Genomic DNA, 15,924 nt, shown 5'->3' on the forward strand with positions numbered 1-15,924 from the left:
TCATTTAACCTGTCTGACCCTTGGACTTTGCGGATTCGCAACCTTCCGCCCCAGCCGGTGGACAGCAGCTTCCGTGCGTTGCCGCGCCTACAGAACGCCCTCGTCACGAAGCCACGAAGATCGACGCAATACCCGCGAGCGATCCCACGGCCACCCACGAGAGCGTGGCGAATGCAACCAGCAACACCTTCCGGTGGACGACATGCGCTTCGTTCCGGGACTCCGGCCGCCGCGCATAGGGCCTGGAGAAACCCAGCAGTTCGCCAGTGACTGTCAGCGCCCTCATCAGGATCAGCGCGGTTACGCAGAAGCCGAACATGGCGCCGATGAAGGCCAAATACCGGGTATCACCGATAGCCGGCTGCGTCCCGGCCAGCGCCTCCACAAGTTGCCCCGTCCACCGTGCGGGCAGCCAGGCCAGGGCGGCGACAATGCTGAAGTGACTGACCACGTTGATCCAGAACCAGGATGTGGTCTTCATGACGTCAGCGTTTCCGGTGGTGGCCAGTGGCGGGCATCGTGACGCCTGCGCCAGCGCCGCACAACCCTGCCTGGCGACGCGGGCCAGCAGCCGGCACGCCTCGGACAATCAGCCTGCGGTTTCCAGCCCCTTGCCCGCCGCATCCATCCGCAGCGAGCCCAGGTACCGGCAGTATTTGCCCACGAAGATGCCAGTGAACCCGCCCGTCAGCAGCAGGTAGGCGGCACTGAAGCCGACATGGGCGGACAGCGACGGCGACACCGCAAATGCGACTTCGAAGCCGTACTTCACCAGGAAGGTGGCCAGCAGCAGCGGCAGCAGGCTGAAGTCCGCGCCGCGCCAGAGCTTGCCGGTGCTGCGGTCCAGCGTCAGCTTCAATCGATTCAACAGCAGCCAGGCAAGCGTCGCGCCCGTGGCGATGCCGGCCAGCCATTCGCTCCAGGCGCTCAGCGAAGCGCCGAAGCGATGACTGACCGACCACGCACCCAAGACGGCGAACAAGGCGGGTACGATCGCAAGCTTCTGCAGCGAGGTCTCGGCCGGCTTCATGGCGGCGATGCCACGGGTGATCAGGAAGGCCAGGAGCAGCCACACCCAGATTGGCGTCTGCGAGGCGAGGTGCTGGAGCATGTTCATGAGCGGTCCCCTTGGTGAGTGGTGGCGAGGCGCCCTCGCCTTGGCGCTCACTATTCGCTTCCGCCCGGGTTGCAGCCAGTGACAGCTGTCAGCCTTCGGGGATTACGCTGCGGGCACTGGAAATGCGCCGCCGGTACCGCGCCATCCACTCCAGCGACGGCGCAACACCGCCGAACGGGAAGAAATGCGGGCTGACCGGGCCATGGGCGCTGGTCAGCCCCTTCACCAGTCGATCGACGAACACCTCCGGCCCCGCCGTGCCGAGCAGCCGGCCGATCGAGATGCCATACCGGGCCAGCATCGATGCACTGGCGCCTACGCCGCACATCGCGGCGTATCGCAGCAGCCGGGTGATGCTGGCTGGACCCGGCACACCGACCAGCACCGGAACCGCGATGCCACGCGTGCGCAGTGCATCCAGCCAGGTCAGCACGGTATCGGCATCGAAGGCGAACTGGGTGACGACCAAGGGGGCCATGCCACGTGCTTCGATGGCCTGGCATTTACCCTCCAGCGCCTGCCAGCGTTCTTCACTGCGCATTGCCGGATGCCCTTCCGGGTGCCCGCCGATAGCAACGACCTTGATGCCGCATTGCTCCAGAACACCGGTCTGGATGATCGAAGCACTGTCGGCAAACGGTCCGGCAGGTGTGGCCAGGTCACCCGCGACCAGCAGGCAACGCGCGACCCCGGCTTCGCCGGCGGCACGCTCCAGGAAGCGCTCAAGCGCTGCGTTCGAGCCGATGCGGCGGGCAGAGAGATGCGGCATCGGTTCGAATCCGAGCGCGCGCACCGTGTGCGCGGCGGCCAGGCGGGTGTCGTCATCCTCGCTGGCCAGGTAGGGAATGGAGATGACCGTACCGCGCGGGATCCGATCCGCCTCGGCGCACAGCGCGGGCATGGCCTTCGCGCTGACTTCCAGTGAAAAAGCGCTGATGAAGGCGTCCGCCCGCAGTGACAGGCCTGCCGGCATCAACGTGCTCCGCCCACATTGCCGGCAAGCGGCGAGCTGTTGCGGGCCAGTTCGATGAAGGCCTGCAGGTAGTCGATGCCGGTATCGGCCTCGCGCGCGCCCAGGTAGATCTGCTTGGGGATGCCCTTGGCGCCCAGCCGTACGGGCACCACGTCCATGCGCGTGGCGTACTCCTCCACCAGCCAGCGCGGCATGGCAGCCACGCCGCGGCCGCTGGCCACCATCTGCATCATGATGTCGGTGGTTTCAATGGCCTTGTGGCGCCGCGGGGTGATGCCGGCCGGCAGCAGGAACTGGTTGTAGATGTCCAGGCGCTCGAACGGCACCGGGTAGCTGATCAGCACTTCCTGGCTGAGCTGGCGCGGCTTTACGTGGTCGACCTTGGCCAGGGCGTGGTTGCTGGCCACCACCAGCACCTGCTCGTAGTCGAACACCGGGATGAACTTCAGGCCCGGCTTCAGCAGTGGATCGGGCGTGACCAGCAGGTCGATCTCGTAGCCGAACAGCGCGCCGATGCCGCCGAACTGGAACTTCTGCTTGACGTCCACATCCACGTCCGGCCACGCGGCCAGGTACGGCGAGACGATCTTCAGCAGCCACTGGTAACAGGGGTGGCATTCCATGCCGATGCGCAGCGCGCCGCGCTCGCCCTGGGCAAACTGGCGCAGGCGCTCCTCGGCCAGGTCCAGCTGCGGCAGCACCCGGTTGGCGACTGCCAGCAGATATTGCCCGGCCTGGGTCAGCCGCAGGCTGCGGCCTTCGCGCAGCCAGACATCGGTACCCAGCTGCTGCTCCAGCTTCTTCATGCTGTGGCTGAGCGCCGACTGGGTCAGGTTGAGCACGCCGGCAGCAGCGGTGAGCGAGCCCTGCTGCTCGACCTGCTGCACGATGCTGAGGTGGATCCGCTCCAACATTAAGATGAATCTCACTCATGGATAGGTGAAGTAATACCATTTTACGTCATGGAAAGGCATGACTAGGATCGGGTCATGCCTTCATCCCAACGCCCCCTCCGTATCGTCGCCGTTTCCGGTGGACTGCAGCGCCCCTCCCGGGCCGCCACCCTCGCCGAGCACCTGCTGGGCCTGATCGGCGAGAACATGCGCAGCGAACAGCAGCTGATCGAACTCGGCGAACTGGCGCCGCAGCTGGCCGGTGCGCTGTGGCGTTCGCAGCTCCCGGAGGTTGTCGAGCGCCAGCTGGTGGCCGTCGAACGGGCCGATGTCCTCGTGGTGAGCACGCCGGTCTATCGCGGCTCCTACACAGGGCTGTTCAAGCACTTCTTCGACTTCATCGACCAGGACGCGCTGGTCGATACCCCCATCCTGCTGGCCGCGACCGGCGGCAGTGACCGCCATGCACTGGTGATCGATCACCAGCTGCGGCCGCTCTTCAGCTTCTTCCAGGCCCGCACCCTGCCCCTGGGCGTGTATGCCACCGACCGCGATTTCACCGAGGGGCACGTGCACAACGAAGCGCTGATCCAGCGCGCACGACTGGCGGTGCAGCGCGCAATGCCGCTGCTTGCGCTGTCCCATCGCGGCGCGCCAGTCGCCGCCGCCGAGGCCATCGAAGCCCTTTGAAGCCAGATGCCGCCGACCTGCATCTGGATGTCACCCCGCAAACGGAACGCCGCCCATGACGAACGACGCCTTCACCTTCAGCATCACGCGCATCCCCTTCAACGAGGATTACCAGCCGGCCGAAGGCACGCGCATCACCACCAACTTCGCCAACCTGGCGCGCGGCGCATCCCGGCAGGAGAACCTGCGCAACACGATCAGCATGATCAACAACCGCTTCAATGATCTGGCGCATTGGGACAACCCAAGCGCCGATCGCTACGCGGTCGAGCTGGACATCATCTCGGTGGAGATGCACATCGACGGCGCCGACGGCAGCGATCCGTTCCCGTTGATCGAAGTGCTGCGGCCGACCATCGTTGACACGCAGACCGGCGCGCGCACCGAAGGCATCGTTGGCAACAACTTCTCGTCCTACGTGCGCGACTACGACTTCAGCGTCGTGCTGCCGGCCAGCAACGAGGGCAAGGCCACCTTCGGCCTTCCGGAGGGCTTTGGCGACCTGCACGGCAAGCTGTTCCAGCACTTCCTGCGCTCGGACGCCTACCGCGCCAACTTCAGCAAGGGGCCGGTGATCTGCATCAGTGTTTCCAGCAGCAGGACCTACCACCGCACCGAGAACCATCACCCGATCCTGGGCGTGGAATACCGCCAGGGTGAGTTCTCCCCCACTGACCAGTACTTCGACAAGATGGGCCTGCGGGTACGCTATTTCATGCCGCCGGGCAGCGTCGCACCGCTGGCGTTCTACTTCCAGGGCGACCTGCTGGGCGATTACTCGAACCTGGAGCTGATCGGCACCATCAGCACGATGGAGGCCTTCCAGAAGATCTACCGCCCGGAGATCTACAACGCCAATTCCGTGGCCGGCAAGGTCTACCAGCCCAGCCTGAAGCACCAGGATTACTCCTCCACCCGCATCGTCTACGACCGCGAAGAGCGCAGCCAGCTGGCGGTCAAGCAGGGCCGGTTCACCGAAGAACACTTCATCAAGCCGTACCGCGCCGTGCTTGAGCAGTGGGCCGCCCGCTGATCCATCGATTTCCCATTCGCCCCCAGGACACACCACACGATGCCGACGAAGACGCTGCTCCCCACCTCCACCGCAGGCAGCCTGCCCAAACCCTCCTGGCTGGCAGAGCCCGAGAAGCTCTGGTCACCCTGGAAGCTGCAGGACGAAGGCCTGATCGAGGGCAAGCAGGACGCCCTGCGCCTGTCCCTGCAGGAACAGCAGCATGCCGGCATTGATATCGTCAGTGACGGCGAGCAGACCCGCCAGCACTTCGTCACCACCTTCATCGAGCATCTCAGCGGCGTCGACTTCGAGAAGCGCGAAACCGTGCGCATCCGCAACCGCTACGATGCCAGCGTGCCGACCGTGGTTGGCGCCGTGAGCCGCCCCAGGCCGGTATTCGTCGAGGATGCGAAGTTCCTGCGCCGCCAGACCACGCAGCCGATCAAGTGGGCGCTGCCCGGCCCGATGACGATGATCGACACGCTGTACGACGCGCACTACAAGAGCCGCGAAAAGCTGGCCTGGGAGTTCGCGAAGATCCTCAACGAGGAAGCGAAGGAGCTGGAGGCCGCCGGCGTTGACATCATCCAGTTCGATGAGCCGGCCTTCAATGTGTTCTTCGACGAGGTGAACGACTGGGGCGTGGCCGCCCTGGAGCGTGCGATCGAAGGGCTGAAGTGCGAGACGGCGGTGCACATTTGCTACGGCTACGGCATCAAGGCCAACACCGACTGGAAGCAGACGCTGGGTTCGGAATGGCGCCAGTACGAGGAGTCGTTCCCGAAGCTGAAGGCCTCCAACCTCGACATCATCTCGCTGGAATGCCACAACTCCCACGTGCCGATCGACCTGATCGAGCTGGTGCGCGGCAAGAAAGTGATGGTGGGTGCCATCGACGTGGCCTCCAGCACGGTGGAGACCGCCGATGAAGTAGCCAGCACCCTGCGCAAGGCGCTGCAGTTCGTGGACGCCGACAAGCTCTACCCGAGCACCAACTGCGGCATGGCGCCGCTGGCGCGCGATGTGGCCAGGGGCAAGCTGCGCGCGCTCAGCGCGGGGGCGAGGATCGTGCGCGAGGAACTCTCGGCATAAGCCTGGCCGGGGAGGCATTGCCGTTGGAATTCCGGCTTGACCGAGCCTGCCCGGGTATCGACCAGGCTCCACCTCGCCCCTGCAGCTCCGGCCGGGTCTTCATCGCGGGCTGTCGCGGCGCCAGTGCCTGTTTGATCCGTACCACCTCACCCGCCCCGGCCTCGGCCAGGCGGCGGGCCTGCTGCCGTTGTTCCCGCGAAAGTGCGGGCGACGGCGCAGCGCTTGTTTCCGGCACCACGTCCACCAGTCGTGCCACCGCCTCGCGCAGCCGCAGCTGTGGGCAGAGCCGCGCGGCACACCAGCGCTCGGCGTAGCGCCTGGCCTGTCGCACATTCGTGGCGGCCACCACCTTGGTCTGGGACATCTTGCGTGCGTCCAGGTACACCCGGAACCCGAGCACGGCATGCGGCACGATGTTGGCCACGGAACGCCCGTTCCACCACAGGTCCCAACGCTCGCCGCTCTGCACCCAGCCGGAGGGCCGGGTGACCGTCATGAACTCTGGAAGATCGAAGGGAGAACTCATGCCGGGAAGGATACGAGCGCCCGTCGCACCGGCTGAGATCCGCGCCGTGTGCTTGTTCTTGACCATGAATCGTTAAGGCGCGCTTCCTTCCGCTACGCCTGCTCCGCGCCGTCGCGCCAGGGGAACAAGAACTGAAGTTTCGCGTCACGCATCGATGATGCTTTCGATCCAATCGATGTAGCGGGACACGCGCACGTTGTAGACCACCTGCCCGTAGAAACCCGCCTCCAGCGCATGCTCGGGAACGGCGGTGATCCAGGAACCGAGGCCCACCAGCTGCCAGGCCCCATCTTTCCTGATCACCAGCGGGCCACCGCTATCGCCGTTGCCGAGCACGCCTTCAAGGGGAAGGCCCTGCGGAGGCGGATCGAAACGGTACCAGAGATAACGCGCGTTGCCGCCGGTGATCGCGTTGCAGGCCCGACGCAGGGTCGTACGATGTGACCCGCCGGGTACCAGTCCAGTCGCACCGTTGCCGGTGGCGCCCTTCCCTATCAGGGCGGCGACCTGCGTGACCTCGTCGGCGCCACGGTAGAGTGCGACCGGCGGAACATCGCTCACCGGTGCGGCAAGTTTGATCAATGCAATGTCATCGGACGCCGCCAGAAACGCGTGGATTTTCGACGCACTCCCCGTTGCCATGGCTTCCTCGCCCAGCGCCTCGGGCATCCTGCGGTAGCCGGGATGCAGGAAGACACGCTCGACGCCGTAGCTCTTCCCATCGAGGGTGATGGTGGCGCCCATCCCCTCCATCGGTGCGGCATGCGCTGCGGTCAGCACCCAGCGCGGTGCGATCAGGACGCCGTGCCCCTCGCCTGGCATGTCCGCCAGTGCCGGGAACACCGATGCGTCGATCTGGTACCTGGCATCGTCAACATCATCGCGGATGACCACGGCACCGGCAGCGAACGGGAGCGTGGCCAATGCCAGGAGAATCCAGCGGTTCATGATGACCTTCATCCTCGTCTTCGATCAGACCAGCCTAGCCGAACAGATCCAGCATGGGGATGTCGTACGACCAGACCCTGGCACGGGTCGATGAAGCGGCAGAATCGGGCCATGAAACCCACGATGCTGCACGAGCCGCCCTGCGCATCAACACAGGAGCGGCCCGGGAGCGGTCAGGATCGGATCGGACCGACGTCGCTGATGCCGCTGCGATCGCAGAGCTCAAGAACCTTGCCTGGCTCCTTCACTTCGCCGCATGACACCCAGTTCGGACGCAGCCCCAGCACATGCTCGACGCGATCATGGAACAGCTTCAGATCGGCCGTGCCCTGGCGTCCGTCCAGCGGAAGATCGTGACGGAAGCTGCTGTGAATGGCCGGGACAGCAGGGTTGGCCCAGTACGAAGCCTGATCGTCGGCACGCGTCTGCAGCGCAAACCGGGCCCGCGTACCACCGGCCTCTTCAGAAAGCGCAACGGTGTACCAGCTGACCGCCGTCATGTTGACGTTGTAGAACGTCGTCATGGTGCCCTGGTAGCCCATGCGGCGTTCGACATACCCATAGGTGCGCTTCGCCGCGATACCGGGCGCGACAGCATCGAATTCCATCTTTCCGGGCGCCAGCAGGTTCAAGACCTCGATTGAAGCAGCCCTGACCTGGTCGATCGATTTCCCGGGATAGAAGCGGGATGCCGCCACCGCCTGCTCGGGCGTTTCCTTCTTCGGAAGCATCCCGCACCCACTGATGGACAACGCCAGCGCCAGAACAACAATAACTCTCACAGAACTACATCCTTATATGTGGGCGAGAAGTACCCAATCGAGCGGGCACCATGCCCACCCCTGCGCATTAGCGACCATCGGCAGTACTTCTTGAGCCCTCCGACCGCCCTGCGAGGCGGTTCGTGGGGCGGTGGCGTGCATGGTTCTGCGCAACTGACCTGCGCCTGCATCCGGCCCCTTGGGATCGGTGAACGGCAGGCCCGACTGACTGCCGCTCCATGCATGCCCCATCCCCTGCACCACATAGTGCTGCACCAGCGTCCTGCCGCCGTGGGCATAGGTATCGACCGTGTAGGCGCATCTGTCCGTGGCAGGAAGAAGCTGCGTGGACTGCATGACCCGGAGGAAGGCGCCGGGAGTTGTTGACGCCCGGGCGGCCACGGGCTTGGCACCAATGCGGGGAAATCAACGCCCCCTGCCCTCCTGCTCCGTCGGTTCCACCGCATACATCATCGCTACCGCCGATTCTCCCTCGCCTCCCGCTTCTACAGTGGATCCACCGCGCCCGCCCCGCGCTTGATGGAGGACTGAATCATGCCCCAGGTCTATGCTGCGCTCTGGAACGGAACCCATTACCTGATCACCCGCAAGCGGGTCATCAACAACTGGTGGGCGTCCAATTCGGTGATGGTGCTGACTGCAGAAGCACTGGACGCTGCCCTGACAGTCGCCGCATCACCCGCATTGCCGCGGGACGAGGACTGGCAGCCTGCGCTTGCGTTGCTCCAGAGTGCCCAGGTCGCTGCCACATCCGCCGGCTACGCAGAGACGACCCAAGGCCAGAGCATCCTGGTGAATCTCAGCAATGCCGTCCAGGCGATGCAGGCGTCACCGCCGAATCCGGACCAGGTTGGATCTGCTGTCACCCACCTCACCCGCAGATTGTTCCGTCAATCCACGCTGCCAGAGCGCATCAGGAACCTGGCAAACACGTTGCCGGTGTTCTCGCCGGATTCATGGGGGCCCGCGCTGCTGACGGCACAGAACCTGGCCCGGGACACCCGCGCATGGGCGGCGCAGGTTCCCATGGTTGTCGTCAACCAGGCTGGGCAATGGACGCTCCCTGGCGGCCGCAGGCATGACAACGAGACCGAGGAAGATGCTGCCCGCCGGGAGTTCATGGAGGAAACCGGCATCTCCCTCGACACCGTCAACTTCCCGCGGGATCTGCTCAAGCCTAATCGACGCTATGCATTGGTCCGCTTCAGGACGGTTGCCCGGGATCTGCAGAACATCGCCGATGCAGTCTGCGCCAACGTGCGGGCAAGGCCCAGTGTGATGCGCCCGACCGCCAGTGAGGTGACCGATTGGGAAATCGATCATGCACAGCTGGTGGCGGCCGCCGATCTTGGCAACTACCTGGGCGCACGCGCGGCGGTCACGCCACCCAGCACGCAGGATTTCGCCACCATGCTGCAGCAGATGTCCAGGCCCTACAGCCAGTCGATTGACTGGTACGCCGCGATGGCCGCATCGCTGTCTTCCAGCTGAGAGGGCCCTTCGCCCCCCTGCCCGCCCCTGCACCCCAGCGAGGCCCACCATGAAAGAGAGCACGCCCGAACGCGAGGCCCGGCGCCACATCAGCAAGCAGCTCACCGCGCAGATCAACAACGCGCAGGTGTATCCCGACGTCCGCTCGGTCGTGGTGAAGGCCCTGGCCGACATCAAGGACCAGCTGCGCAGCCTGTCCAGCAAGATACGGCGGGATTACAGCCTGAAACCCGGTGAGCCGTTGATGTTCTTCTACGTCAAGGGCGGCAATGCGCTGGACGCACTGCTTGAACGCCCGGTAGACCCGCCGCCGACGCTGTTCGATTTCGGCCGGTCCGACTGGGACACGCAGGTGGTGATCAACCCCTGGATCCCGATCCCGGCACAGGACGCCCTGCACGGCGGTGTTGAAGACATCGTGATCGACGTGATGCAGGGTGCCGGCCTCAACATCGCGCTGGAGATCAGCGTCTTCCCACCCAACCAGAATCCGCTGGCCGGCCAAGTGGTGGATCTTGCATCTGTGGACATCCATGTGCCGCCCGGCCAGCAGTGCCTGGTGACATGTGACAACCCGCAGACGTTCCGGAAGGTGTACGAACGTGACCGTGCGGGCCTGCACCTGTTCACCAGCGAGCCATTGAAGGGCATCGGCACGTCCGCGCCGGTGACAAGCCCGTCCGTGCTGCCCCCTCCGCAGCCACCGTTGCCGCAGCCCGTCCAGCCGCCGCCTGTCCCTCCGCCGCCACCCGGCATCATCCTCAACGACGGCATCAAACCGTTCGTGCTGTACCGCATGGGCTACACCTGGCACGCGCGATGGGTGAAGGATCCGAAGGCGCCTGCCGGCGATGACCCGGTGACGCCGCGGCCGATCCTGATGGAACTGATCGATGTCACCACGCCGCGCCGCGATACCGTGGAGGCCGTGACAGTGTGGTCGGACATCATCCGCAACCACTTGGTGATTGCCGAGGATGCCGGTTCTGAAGAGCGCTGGCGGCTGCCCCTGCCCAGCATGGAGTACCACCTGTGGGAAGGCCTGACCATGCTGTGCGAGATCGCTGCCTATCCCGGCTGGCCAGGCGCGGACAAACTGCAGAAACGTCGCCGCAACGTGCAGCGCATCCACGACTGGTACCGCGACCAGCAGGGCGACCTGGCGACGTTCGGCCGGGTGATCGATGGCATCGCGGCGGCGCCGGTGTTCGCCGATGACACGGACTGCATGCAGCAGGTCGATGCCTGCATGCGTATGGTCAAGGCGCACATGCAGGCGTCAGCCTCGGGATTCGATCACGGCGCGCTGTCGGCCACCCACGCGCAGCGTCTGGCGCACGGGCGGCAATGGGGCGTGCAACGGGTCGCAGCGCTGCTGCAACGCCTGGGTGCACCTGCCGCTTCGTGCGGCTACAGCGACGATCTCGCCTTGATTGAGACACTGGCACAGAACCCGTACCTGGATGTCACCCAGGTGCCGATCTCCGGCGTCGACTGCGCGATGATCATCCGCACCGACCCTGCAACGCTGCGCAAGGCGACGGCGGCCAACTGCTTCCTTGCGCTTGCCCAGGATCTCAGCGCGCACATGACCATCGAGGATTCCCTGCACTCGACCGTACGCGCCACAGGTGTCAGCTACGAGCGGACGCTGGTGATCTTCGATGCGCCGCATTCGCCGTCGGCGCGCGTGGCCAAGGCGATCCTGACATTCACCACGGCTGGCCCGGCCGGTTGCCCGTTCCGGGACAGCCCCGACGGTTCCGGGCAGGCCATCGCACCGTTGCTGGACATGGACAACCAGCGCAAGGTGGCGGCCTCGATCATCCAGGGCTTCGTGCAACGGGCGAACCTGTCCAGGCAGCACGAGATGATCCGAGTGTTGCTGCCGTAGGGGGAGTGAGCCGCGCCCCCCCTGCCCTGCACCTGGATCGCATCAATCGCGCACACTCCGCCGCAGCACAGGTGCGGAGCAACTGATCCACCGGGAAACGCCTTCGCCCGGCATGGCGTCGAGCGAAGGCCGTGTGGCTTTGAATCAATGCAGCGGCACCTTCAGCACCGAAGGCGCGTTGGCCGGCGAGCTGAAGGTCACCGCCCCCCCCAGCTGGCTGATGCCCGCATAGCGCAGGTCCACGGTATCGACCACCAGGGTCAGCCGGCTGCCGGTCGGGAGGTTCCAGCTGCTGGCTTCCAGGCGAAGATCGATGGTTCTCGGCTGGCCGGGCGTGGCACCGCGCAGGGTGTACGGCTTGTGGCTGATCAGCTGGCCGTTGCCCAGCATATCCTCGGCATACAGGTAGGCATACAGCGTGGTGTTGGCGCGAGTGGGCGTCACCGTCAACCGCACTTCCGGTGCGCCATCCAGGCGGCGTGCACTCCAGTAGATCGGGCCCTGCCAGACGCCTGCGGCGTTGCGGCCAACGAATGGTACATAGGCACCGGGCGGCAGGTTGAACATCTGCAGCGCGCCGGACGCCATCACCACGCCGGAGTTGGCGGCAGTCAGCAGGCCGCTGCCGATCCGGTAGTTCCAACCGGTGCCGCCACCGCTCTCGGCCAGCCCTCCGGTGGGCAGCAGAAGCCCGGTCGGCGCGGTCAGCCCGTAGCTTACGGCGCCGGTAGAGGTGGCCTGCCAGTCCGGATAACGGCTCCAGCTGCCCTTCTGCGACTTCAACTGCACCGCCGGCTGGCGATCGATGCCATTGGCGACGCCCTTGAGGTAGTGGTCGAACCAGTCGCCCACCGTGGCATAGACCTCATTGGGAATGCCGAGCGCACCGAAGGCTTCGTTGAGGGCGTGGTCGCCATGGCGCAGCTGCAACTGCTTGGGTCCCTTCAGGCGGGTGAAGAAGTCGACCAGCTGGCCCGGCGGAAACAGGCTGTCGTTGAAGGCGTTGGCGAGGAATACCGCGGGTTGGTTGGCATTGATCTCATCAAGGCTGCTGGCCGGGCTGCGCTGTGCCGCCACCGGCAGCAGCGAGTCCACCGCCCCCTGGTAGTTGCCGACCAGCACATTGCCGTTGATGGTGGCCAGCTCCGCCCCGGGGCGGCCAGTGGCCAGGCCGGCTGCCACCAGCAGGGCAATACCTTGCGCGCTGGGCGTGTCATGGCTGTAGAGCGACGCCTGCAGGTCGGCCCAGCCGCTCAACGCGGCAACGGCCTTGATGCGCGGGTCGCGTGCTGCCGCCAGCAGGCTGGTGCCGGCCCCATAGGAGATGCCCGATACACCGATTCGTGAGGGGTCGGCACGGGTGTTGTCCAGCGCCCAGTCAATCAGTGCACTGACGTCCTCGACCGTGGCCGGCCCGGCGATGTCGATGCTGCCGCCCGACTCCCAGAAGCCGCGCGAGCTGTAGCTGATGACCACATAGCCGCGCTGCGCCAGCGACTGTGCCACGCCCACGTACTCCACGCTGGGCACTGCCCAGCTGCTGGGCATCACCAGCAGCGGATAGCGGCCACTGCCGGCCTCCTGGGGTTCGATGACGAAGGCCCCGAGGGGCGTGCCATCCCAGCTGGGGATGGTGCGATGAGTGGTCTTGACCGTGGTCGCCAGGGCCGTGGGCGCCAGCCCGGTCAGCAGGATCAACAGCAGCAGAACCTTGCGCATCGTTGTCTCTCCCCGTCGGTGGTGGTGCAACGGGTCGGACCGTACCAGTGCGAATGGTGGCTGGCACCTTGCGACGCAACATGCCGCAAAGCGCGCCTTGCTATGCTTCGAGGCACTGCGGGCCCTCCGCAGTCTCCCATCAAAGCAAGGACGCCCCCGATGCACAGGATGCTCGTCGCAGGCACGCTCTCCAGCGTTGCCTGCCTGTTCGCCCCTTCAGTGTTGGCAGAAGATGCCCCCGAACCCGCCAACGACTGCGCGGAGATTGCGCGGCTGATGGCCAACGACGACTTTGCGGCACTCGACGCGATGGCCGCGCGTTTCCGCAAGGGCGAGCTCAACGCCGCCGGCCAATCCCGGCTCGGCCGTTTCTACATCTGCATGTCGCGTGCAATCGGCACGTCGCGGCAGGACGTTCAAGCCTGGAACGACTGGTCTGCGTGGGCGGCGCGCTGGGTTCAGCACGCGCCGAAGTCTGCGGCGGCCCACCTGATCACCGCACGGATTCCACTCAACCTGGCCTGGAGCTACCGCGGCAACGGATACGCCAACACCGTCAACGACGAAGACTGGGCACAGTTCCATGACTACAACGCGGTTTCGCGGGCCTACCTGCAATCGCATGAGGATGTTGCCGGCGGCGACCCGTTCTGGCACGAGATGAACGTGCTGATCGCGCTGCGCGAAAGCGCGGATGACGACGAAATGCTGGCGCTCGTTGATCGAGCAGCGAAGGCCTTCCCCGACTACGAACCACTGCACCTCATTGCCATGGAGTACTTCACGCCGGCCTGGGGCGGCAGCGCGCAGAAGATGGAAGCCTTCGCGCGGCACTCGATGGCCAGCGCACCAAAGAAGAAGCGGGCCATGCGCTACGCACGGCTGTACTGGTCGGCCACCGAGTATTCGCCCGATCACTTCCGCGCGGCGAAGCCCGATTGGCCGCTGATGCGCCAGGGACTGGACGAAATCGCTCAGCAGTACCCGACCATCGACAACCTGGAATCGATCGTCCGCTATGCCTGCCTGGCACGCGACAGCGACGCACTGGTCCGCTGGAATCGTTTGTGGTTGAGCCGCAGCGGTTTCGACGAGGCGGCCATTGCGAGCTCGACCGAGCAAAGCAAGGCCGCATGCCTGGCGCCGGACGAAGAACAGGAAGCATTCCTGTAGCGCCCGCCGCCGCAGGCCCTGGCGCGCAGCTGGCAGGCCTGCCAGGCGCCTAGCACGCGCGCGTGTCATCCACGCGCCGCGTGATCTGACATATCACCAGTGCTTGCGCATGATCACAGCTTCGCCCTTTCGTCATTGACCACAAGGCGCCAGCTTGTGACGCTTATGACACCGCAGGGCTGATGGCCCAACAACGCGGCCAGGCTCCACCGCAATCCGCAGCATCCGTCTCCGCAGCATCTCCGCATGTCCTCGCCCCGGCCAGGTCGTGACGGGCGGCTGCGCCCTGAATCTTCTGCTGGAGAATCGAAATGCGCCTTGCAGGCTTTGTCTTTGCCATCGTACTCAGTGCTTTTGCCGGTGCTGCACAGGCCCAGGTGGTCACCCTCAACAAGGGCGGCTTCGTGCTGACCTACGACTGCAGCATCCACAGCGCCACCCGCTACGAGTACACGCTTACCGCCGATACCGGTTCGGCCGCACGGCCGTCCAGCTTCTACAAGGACCCGGACCTGCCGGCCGGCTGCCTGGGCCAGACCAGCACCGCGTCCTACGCCAGCATCAGATCCGGCTATGACCGTGGCCATCTGGTCACGTCCAACCACATGGACTACGACGCGACCTACATCCGTCGCGCCAACTACATGACCAACATCGTGCCGCAGGTGTCCAGCTTCAACCAGGGCATCTGGGTGAAGGCCGAAAACGTGGCCGAGTGCTACCGCGACATCGCACCGGTGGACGTCTACGGTGGTGTGGTCTACGGCGACGCCGCCAACGATTACTTCCTCGCCAGCCATGGCATCCCGACCCCGGAGTTCTTCTGGAAGACGATCATCACCCGTGACCCGAACACCGGAACCGCCAAGGCGATCAGCTGGATCATTCCCAACGAGGCCAACCTCGCCAGCCTGGACAACTACCTGGTGACGATTGCCGATCTGGAGGAGCTGCTGGGCGCCAGCTATGTGGCGATCAACGCACCGGCCTCGCTGAAAAGCATGCTGCCGGCCACCACCTGGCCACAGCCTGCAGGGTGTGACCTGGGCTGATCGGCAGGCGGAGGAATCACGATGCCTGCACGCGCAGCCATCGTGACGCCAGCACTCTGGCAAACAGGAACTGCACTGCGGCGCCGACGACGGTGGCAACGACAAGCCCGCGCCCTGTCGTTGGCGCCCCGCCGGACAGCATTCGCATCAGGTAGGCCATGCTGGCCAGGATGATCAGCAGCGTCGTGGCAAGCAGGATCAGCGACGCCACCATCCTGCGCGCCGTCGATGCGGGTTCTGGCGACGGCGCGCTGGCCCACAGGCCGGCAAACGTGGCCAGTGCGCAAGACCCCAGCAGGACCAGGCTGGCAATCTGCAACTGCGCGGCGCCGTCGGCGACGGGCATGATGAACTCGCCTGGCGAGAATCCCGCAGGCAGCAGCAACACCAGGACGGGGAGCAGGCAGCTGCCGGCCAGCGTCACCGCGCCGGCGATGCCGGCACTGATGAGGCGATGGTGCCGGGCCTGGGATCGCACTCGGTTCAAGGGGTATTCCCGTGCAGGCGCTGGGTGGGGTGGCCCGGCAGTCTAGCGTTCCTGTGGCCAACGTGCCCTGCC

General features: G+C 65.4%; 16 protein-coding genes and 1 pseudogene. 7 read left to right on the top strand and 10 right to left on the bottom strand.

Translation table 11 applies throughout. The features are described 5' to 3' along the window. Nucleotides 1–103: 103 nt before the first annotated feature. From ACEPA4_RS10565 to ACEPA4_RS10580, 4 genes are all read right to left on the bottom strand, one after another. Nucleotides 104–481, bottom strand: coding sequence for a hypothetical protein (locus ACEPA4_RS10565; protein ID WP_262090662.1), 378 nt, complete (start codon nucleotides 479–481; stop codon nucleotides 104–106). Nucleotides 482–589: 108 nt separating this feature from the next. Beyond that, on the bottom strand, nucleotides 590–1,117 hold the full coding sequence (locus ACEPA4_RS10570; RefSeq protein ID WP_262090663.1) for a DUF6622 family protein: 528 nt from the start codon (nucleotides 1,115–1,117) through the stop codon (nucleotides 590–592). A gap of 88 nt (nucleotides 1,118–1,205) precedes the next feature. After that, entirely contained in the window at nucleotides 1,206–2,090 is an 885-nt protein-coding gene (locus ACEPA4_RS10575; RefSeq protein ID WP_065177787.1) for a methylenetetrahydrofolate reductase, read from the bottom strand. Next, complete coding sequence (locus ACEPA4_RS10580; protein ID WP_005416621.1) at nucleotides 2,090–3,004, bottom strand: LysR family transcriptional regulator; 915 nt, start codon at nucleotides 3,002–3,004, stop codon at nucleotides 2,090–2,092. Before ACEPA4_RS10580 ends, ACEPA4_RS10575 begins: the two co-directional genes overlap by 1 nt. Nucleotides 3,005–3,079: 75 nt before the next feature. Between ACEPA4_RS10580 and msuE the strand changes: the two genes are divergently transcribed. The 3 genes from msuE to ACEPA4_RS10595 are packed head-to-tail and all read left to right on the top strand — an operon-like array spanning nucleotide 3,080 to nucleotide 5,780. Next, entirely contained in the window at nucleotides 3,080–3,673 is a 594-nt protein-coding gene (gene msuE / locus ACEPA4_RS10585) for an FMN reductase (protein WP_065177785.1), read from the top strand. A gap of 55 nt (nucleotides 3,674–3,728) precedes the next feature. After that, nucleotides 3,729–4,706, top strand: a complete 978-nt coding sequence (locus ACEPA4_RS10590) for a DUF1852 domain-containing protein (RefSeq protein WP_262090664.1) — start codon at nucleotides 3,729–3,731, stop codon at nucleotides 4,704–4,706. A gap of 39 nt (nucleotides 4,707–4,745) precedes the next feature. Beyond that, nucleotides 4,746–5,780, top strand: coding sequence for a methionine synthase (locus ACEPA4_RS10595; protein ID WP_065177783.1), 1,035 nt, complete (start codon nucleotides 4,746–4,748; stop codon nucleotides 5,778–5,780). Here ACEPA4_RS10595 and ACEPA4_RS10600 read toward each other — a convergent pair. The 4 genes and pseudogenes from ACEPA4_RS10600 to ACEPA4_RS10615 all read right to left on the bottom strand — a co-directional run. Next, nucleotides 5,737–6,372: a hypothetical protein gene (locus ACEPA4_RS10600; protein ID WP_065186419.1), complete on the bottom strand. Its 636-nt coding sequence runs from the start codon at nucleotides 6,370–6,372 to the stop codon at nucleotides 5,737–5,739. The two genes, ACEPA4_RS10595 and ACEPA4_RS10600, sit on opposite strands and share 44 nt — an antisense overlap. A 78-nt stretch (nucleotides 6,373–6,450) precedes the next feature. Next, complete coding sequence (locus tag ACEPA4_RS10605; RefSeq protein ID WP_164229174.1) at nucleotides 6,451–7,254, bottom strand: trypsin-like serine protease; 804 nt, start codon at nucleotides 7,252–7,254, stop codon at nucleotides 6,451–6,453. A 173-nt stretch (nucleotides 7,255–7,427) separates the two neighbouring features. Beyond that, a complete protein-coding gene (locus ACEPA4_RS10610) occupies nucleotides 7,428–8,036 on the bottom strand; it encodes a hypothetical protein (protein ID WP_262090665.1) in 609 nt (202 codons plus the stop codon). A 165-nt stretch (nucleotides 8,037–8,201) separates the two neighbouring features. Beyond that, nucleotides 8,202–8,333, bottom strand: a pseudogene (locus ACEPA4_RS10615) (PHB depolymerase esterase); the annotation flags it as partial. 237 nt (nucleotides 8,334–8,570) lie between these two features. On the opposite strand from ACEPA4_RS10615, the gene ACEPA4_RS10620 reads away from it, so the two are divergent. Next, nucleotides 8,571–9,527, top strand: a complete 957-nt coding sequence (locus ACEPA4_RS10620; protein ID WP_065177780.1) for an NUDIX domain-containing protein — start codon at nucleotides 8,571–8,573, stop codon at nucleotides 9,525–9,527. Nucleotides 9,528–9,576: 49 nt separating this feature from the next. Next, nucleotides 9,577–11,421 (top strand): hypothetical protein, encoded by a 1,845-nt coding sequence (locus ACEPA4_RS10625; protein ID WP_262090667.1) that lies wholly within the window; start codon nucleotides 9,577–9,579, stop codon nucleotides 11,419–11,421. A gap of 144 nt (nucleotides 11,422–11,565) precedes the next feature. Here ACEPA4_RS10625 and ACEPA4_RS10630 read toward each other — a convergent pair whose 3' ends face one another. Further along, entirely contained in the window at nucleotides 11,566–13,140 is a 1,575-nt protein-coding gene (locus ACEPA4_RS10630; RefSeq protein WP_065186424.1) for a CocE/NonD family hydrolase, read from the bottom strand. Between the two features lie 159 nt (nucleotides 13,141–13,299). Between ACEPA4_RS10630 and ACEPA4_RS10635 the strand changes: the two genes are divergently transcribed. After that, nucleotides 13,300–14,313 carry a hypothetical protein gene (locus ACEPA4_RS10635; RefSeq protein WP_262090669.1) on the top strand — a complete coding sequence of 338 codons (1,014 nt, stop codon included), beginning with the start codon at nucleotides 13,300–13,302 and terminating at the stop codon, nucleotides 14,311–14,313. A gap of 311 nt (nucleotides 14,314–14,624) precedes the next feature. Further along, a complete protein-coding gene (locus ACEPA4_RS10640; protein ID WP_262090670.1) occupies nucleotides 14,625–15,365 on the top strand; it encodes a DNA/RNA non-specific endonuclease in 741 nt (246 codons plus the stop codon). A gap of 16 nt (nucleotides 15,366–15,381) precedes the next feature. Here the strand turns inward: ACEPA4_RS10640 and ACEPA4_RS10645 are convergent, their stop codons facing one another. After that, on the bottom strand, nucleotides 15,382–15,852 hold the full coding sequence (locus ACEPA4_RS10645; RefSeq protein WP_235649622.1) for a hypothetical protein: 471 nt from the start codon (nucleotides 15,850–15,852) through the stop codon (nucleotides 15,382–15,384). Nucleotides 15,853–15,924: the final 72 nt, after the last annotated feature.

Origin of the sequence: Stenotrophomonas sp. P2112, assembly GCF_041897515.1 — a bacterium.
Taxonomy (GTDB): domain Bacteria; phylum Pseudomonadota; class Gammaproteobacteria; order Xanthomonadales; family Xanthomonadaceae; genus Stenotrophomonas; species Stenotrophomonas sepilia.

Coding starts and splice junctions, on each gene's coding strand:
- ACEPA4_RS10565 (WP_262090662.1), bottom strand. CDS start 481: ATGAAGACCACATCCTGGTTCTGGATCAACGTGGTCAGTCACTTCAGC.
- ACEPA4_RS10570 (WP_262090663.1), bottom strand. CDS start 1,117: ATGAACATGCTCCAGCACCTCGCCTCGCAGACGCCAATCTGGGTGTGG.
- ACEPA4_RS10575 (WP_065177787.1), bottom strand. CDS start 2,090: ATGCCGGCAGGCCTGTCACTGCGGGCGGACGCCTTCATCAGCGCTTTT.
- ACEPA4_RS10580 (WP_005416621.1), bottom strand. CDS start 3,004: ATGTTGGAGCGGATCCACCTCAGCATCGTGCAGCAGGTCGAGCAGCAG.
- msuE (WP_065177785.1), top strand. CDS start 3,080: ATGCCTTCATCCCAACGCCCCCTCCGTATCGTCGCCGTTTCCGGTGGA.
- ACEPA4_RS10590 (WP_262090664.1), top strand. CDS start 3,729: ATGACGAACGACGCCTTCACCTTCAGCATCACGCGCATCCCCTTCAAC.
- ACEPA4_RS10595 (WP_065177783.1), top strand. CDS start 4,746: ATGCCGACGAAGACGCTGCTCCCCACCTCCACCGCAGGCAGCCTGCCC.
- ACEPA4_RS10600 (WP_065186419.1), bottom strand. CDS start 6,372: ATGGTCAAGAACAAGCACACGGCGCGGATCTCAGCCGGTGCGACGGGC.
- ACEPA4_RS10605 (WP_164229174.1), bottom strand. CDS start 7,254: ATGAACCGCTGGATTCTCCTGGCATTGGCCACGCTCCCGTTCGCTGCC.
- ACEPA4_RS10620 (WP_065177780.1), top strand. CDS start 8,571: ATGCCCCAGGTCTATGCTGCGCTCTGGAACGGAACCCATTACCTGATC.
- ACEPA4_RS10625 (WP_262090667.1), top strand. CDS start 9,577: ATGAAAGAGAGCACGCCCGAACGCGAGGCCCGGCGCCACATCAGCAAG.
- ACEPA4_RS10630 (WP_065186424.1), bottom strand. CDS start 13,140: ATGCGCAAGGTTCTGCTGCTGTTGATCCTGCTGACCGGGCTGGCGCCC.
- ACEPA4_RS10635 (WP_262090669.1), top strand. CDS start 13,300: ATGCACAGGATGCTCGTCGCAGGCACGCTCTCCAGCGTTGCCTGCCTG.
- ACEPA4_RS10640 (WP_262090670.1), top strand. CDS start 14,625: ATGCGCCTTGCAGGCTTTGTCTTTGCCATCGTACTCAGTGCTTTTGCC.